At 68.1% G+C, this 3,986-nt stretch carries 5 protein-coding genes; 3 read left to right on the plus strand and 2 right to left on the minus strand.

Going from position 1 to position 3,986, the window contains the following annotated elements:
• Nucleotides 1-491: helix-turn-helix domain-containing protein (locus GXB81_RS30550; RefSeq protein WP_205991163.1), on the plus strand; the 491-nt coding region annotated here is incomplete at its 5' end.
• A 106-nt stretch (nt 492-597) separates the two neighbouring features.
• A complete protein-coding gene (rfbC, locus tag GXB81_RS30555) occupies nt 598-1,149 on the plus strand; it encodes a dTDP-4-dehydrorhamnose 3,5-epimerase (RefSeq protein WP_167040478.1) in 552 nt (183 codons plus the stop codon).
• 81 nt (nt 1,150-1,230) lie between these two features.
• Here the strand turns inward: rfbC and GXB81_RS30560 are convergent, their stop codons facing one another.
• Nucleotides 1,231-1,860, minus strand: a complete 630-nt coding sequence (locus GXB81_RS30560; RefSeq protein WP_167040351.1) for a LysE/ArgO family amino acid transporter — start codon at nt 1,858-1,860, stop codon at nt 1,231-1,233.
• Nucleotides 1,861-1,974: 114 nt separating this feature from the next.
• Between GXB81_RS30560 and GXB81_RS30565 the strand changes: the two genes are divergently transcribed.
• Nucleotides 1,975-2,868, plus strand: a complete 894-nt coding sequence (locus GXB81_RS30565; RefSeq protein ID WP_167040349.1) for a LysR family transcriptional regulator ArgP — start codon at nt 1,975-1,977, stop codon at nt 2,866-2,868.
• Nucleotides 2,869-2,935: 67 nt separating this feature from the next.
• Here GXB81_RS30565 and GXB81_RS30570 read toward each other — a convergent pair.
• On the minus strand, nt 2,936-3,986 hold a 1,051-nt coding region (locus GXB81_RS30570), incomplete at its 5' end, for an MFS transporter (protein ID WP_205991164.1).

Consider the following 3,986-nt stretch of genomic DNA (forward strand, 5'->3'; position numbering starts at 1 on the left):
GCGCCGCCGACGACCGCAACGACTGCGCGCGCAGTGCGCTGATGTTCATCAAGCGCGATCTCGGCGCCGAACTCGCGCGCAGCGTCGCCGACCGCGTGATGCCCGGCATGGCCGCGACGTGGGTGCCGCTGCCGGCCGAGGGCGGCACGCTCAGCGTCGCCGAAAAAATCCGCGCGGCCGCGCGCTGGATGGAGGCGAACTGCGATCGCCCGGTGTCGGTGGCCGACGCCGCCCAGGTCGCCGCGATGAGCGAGCGCAATTTCCTGCGCCGCTTCAAGCACGAGATGCAGGTCACGCCGTCGGATTATCTGCTGCAGGTGCGGCTGCGCATTGCGTGCAACTTCCTGACCGAGACCGAATTGCCGGTCGACAAGATCGCGCGGCGCAGCGGCACTGGCAACGGCGACCGTCTCGCAAAGATTTTCCGCAAACGCATGGCGCTGTCGCCCACCGAGTATCGCGCCCGCAGCCGGGCCGCCACCGAGGCGTAACATGACTGCCTGGCGTGCCGGCGCGCACGCCCGCGACGCGGCCGCGCTTCGTCTGTCGAGCGCGGCCGCGTCTTCGCTAGCCAGCGTTTTTGCGAGCACAGTGGCGATGGGCAACAGGGTCATGTCGACGGCATTGCCGGAGGTGAAGCTCATCGAGCCGGAGGTGTTCGGCGACGAACTCGGCTTCTGCTTCGAGAGCTTCAGCGCCGACGAATTTGCGGACGACGTCGCGCAAGGTTTCAACTTCGTGCAGGACCGCCACTTGCGCGCGGTCTACCGCGTCCTGCGCGGCTTGCACTACCAGGTGCAGCGCCCGCAGGGGCGGCTGTTGCGCGTGGTGCGCGGCGAGGTATTCGACGTCGCGGTCGACGTGCGCCTCAATTCGCCGAACTTCGGCAAATGGAGCGGCGAATATCTGAGCGACGCCAACCAGCGGCAGATCTGGGTGCCGCCCGGCTTCGCGCAGGGTTTCGTCGTGCTGTCGGAGGTCGCCGAGTGCGTGTGGAAGACCACCGAGTACTGGTTTCCCGAACTCGAGCGCTGCCTGCTGTGGTCCGATCCCGACATCGGCATCAAGTGGCCGATCGACTTCAAGCCGATTCTCGGCAGCAAGGACGCCGCGGGCCGGCGTCTCTACGAGGCGGAAAACATCGCGTGAGGGGAGAACCGTAGCGCGGTTCGACGTGCCCCCCATGCACCCGCGCGCAGCGCGTAATGTGTACCGACGGCGCACCCACGCTCAACGCAACTGCGTCACCGCCAGCAGCAGCACCATGCTGCCGATCGCGCCATCGAGCACGCGCCATGCGGTCGCGCGGCGAAACAGCGGCGCGAGCATCCGCGCACCGTAGCCGAGCGCAAGGAACCAGACCGCGCTGACCGTCATCGCGCCGATCGCGAACGCGACTCGCGCGCCTTCCGGTTCGCGCGCGCCGGCCGTGCCGATCAGCAGGAAGGTGTCCAGATACACGTGCGGATTGAGCCACGTGAATGCGAGCGTCATCAGGACGATCGGCAGCGCGCCTTGCGCGGGCGTTGCGCCGTTCGCGCCGTCGGCCGCCGCGCCGTCGAGCACCGCATGGCCGGGCCGCAGCGCGCGGCGCAGCGCGCTGATGCCGAACCACGCGAGATACGCGAGCCCGACATAGAGCATCGCGTGAACGAATACCGGGTAGCGCTCCATCAGCGCCGAGGCGCCGCCGACGCCCGCGCCGATCAGAATGAAATCCGACAGCGTGCACAGCAGCACGATCTTGCCGATGTGCGAGCGCATGATGCCCTGACGCAGCACGAAGGCGTTCTGCGCGCCGATCGTCACGATCAGCGAGGCGCACAGGGCAACGCCATGAGAAAAAGACAGCCAGTTCATAAACGATCCAGAAAACGAAGAGACGGAATGGACGGAAAATCCGAACCGCGCTAGTCTGCGGTTTCGCGTCTCATAAGAGAAGCTAATTTACTTAATGTCGATTAAGGAACGCTAATGCTGGACTATGCGCTGCTCGATGCGCTCGCCGCCGTGGTGCGCCACGGCTCGTTCGACCGCGCCGCGAGCGAGCTCAACATCACGCCGTCGGCGGTGTCGCAGCGGGTCAAGCTGCTCGAGGAGCGGGTCGGCAGTGTGCTCGTCAAGCGCGGCCAGCCGTGCGTGGCGACGACCTCGGGCGCGCTGCTGTGCCGTCACACCGAGCGCGTGCAACTGCTCGAAGCGGAGTTGAACGGCCGTCTGCCGGCGCAGCCCGGCGCGCTCGTCGAGGCGTGGCCGGCGCTGCGCGTGGCCGTCAACGACGATAGCGTCGGCACGTGGTTCATGGACGCGGTCGCGCCGTTCTGCGTCGAGCGCCAGATGCTGCTCGATCTCGTGATCGACGATCAGGATTACACCGCGCAGCGGATTCGCGACGGCAGCGTGCAGGGCGCGATCACGACCCAGGCCGAGCCGGTGCAAGGCTGCCGCTCGACGCGCCTCGGCCGCATGCGTTATCTCGCGGTGTGCTCGCCCGCGTTTCACGAGCGCTATTTCGCCGACGGCGTCACGCGCGAGAGCCTGCGGCGCACGCCGTGCGTCGACTTCAATCCGAAGGACCAGTTGCAGAAACGCTTCATGCGGCGCATCACGCGCGCGGACCTCGATCCGCCGCTGCACTGGATTCCGCATGTCGCTGGTTTTCTGCGCGCATGCGTGATGAGCCTCGGTTGGGGCATGTGCCCCGAGCGGATGATCGCGGGGCATCTCGCGAGCGGCGAACTCGTCGAGATCGCGCCCGGCAAGCATATCGACGTCGATCTGTACTGGCAGAGCTGGCGTCTGTCGATCGGCTGGCTCGACGACTTCAGCGCGATGCTCAGAAAGCGCGCGGGGGAGTTTCTCGATTGATGCGGGGTGCCCGGCCGGTTCGGCGTGACTGAAACGATGTCGCCGGGCCGCCGTCGCTGAACCGACATTACCGGGCCGCCGGCTCCCCGCCATCGCCGAGCGGCGCATCGCCGCCGTCGTCATGATCGGACGCCGTGGTGTCGCGCGTTTCGGGCATTGCCGCCCACACGAGGAACACCGCCAGCGCGCCTGCCGCCGCGAGGCAGAAGAAGCTCACCGCGTTGCCGAAATGATCGGCGACGAAGCCCGCGGCCGTCGTGCTCAGCGTCGCGCCGATGCCGGCCGCGAGCCCGAAGAGACCGATACAGAGGTTGTAGCGGCCCTTGTCGCCGGCGACGTCGGCGGCGATCAGCGGCAGCATCACGCCGAATACGGCGGCGCTCAAACCGTCGAGCACCTGCACCGGCACGAGTAGATACGGACTGCTGATGCCCGCGAACAGCAGCGCGCGGATCGGCAGCGCCGAGAAGCCGAGCAGCAGGATGGGCCGGCGTCCCCAGCGTTCGGCCGAGCGCCCGACCCACGGCGACATCATCGCGACGATCGCCTGCGGCACGATGATGCAGGCCGCGATCACGAGCTGCACGTTGTCGCCCATGCCGGCCGTCACCTCGCCGGCGGCGAGGTTCAGCATCGCCGCATTCGACAGATGGAACAGCACGATGCACGCTGCGAACAGCAGCATGCGCCGGTCGCGCAGCAGTGCGCGCAGGCTATCGCGGCGTGCGAGCTGCTGCGGCGTCGGCGCGGCTTGAGGCAGTTCGATCGTGTCGGTGCGCTGGATCATCGAGAGCGCGAGCAGCGCCGGCAGCGCGAGCCCGGCGGTCAGCCAGAACACCGCGCGCGGCGAATAGTACTCTCCGAACAGGCCCATCAGGCCGGCCGCGACCGCGCTGCCGATCGACGCCCAGCGCGCGTTGCGCCCGAGCCGGTCGCCGAGATTCGCGCGGCCCACGAGCGCGAACGAGATCGCCGCGAGCGCCGGCGTCAGCATGCAGCTCGCGAAGCCGTGGAACACCTCGGCGGCGATCACCGGCAGCACGGTCGGGCTGACCGCGAGCAGCACCGCGCTCAGGATGATCGCGAAGATCGCCCAGGCGGCGGCGGCCTTCTTGTTG

Source organism: Paraburkholderia sp. Ac-20336, from assembly GCF_017105025.1.
Lineage (GTDB): Bacteria > Pseudomonadota > Gammaproteobacteria > Burkholderiales > Burkholderiaceae > Paraburkholderia.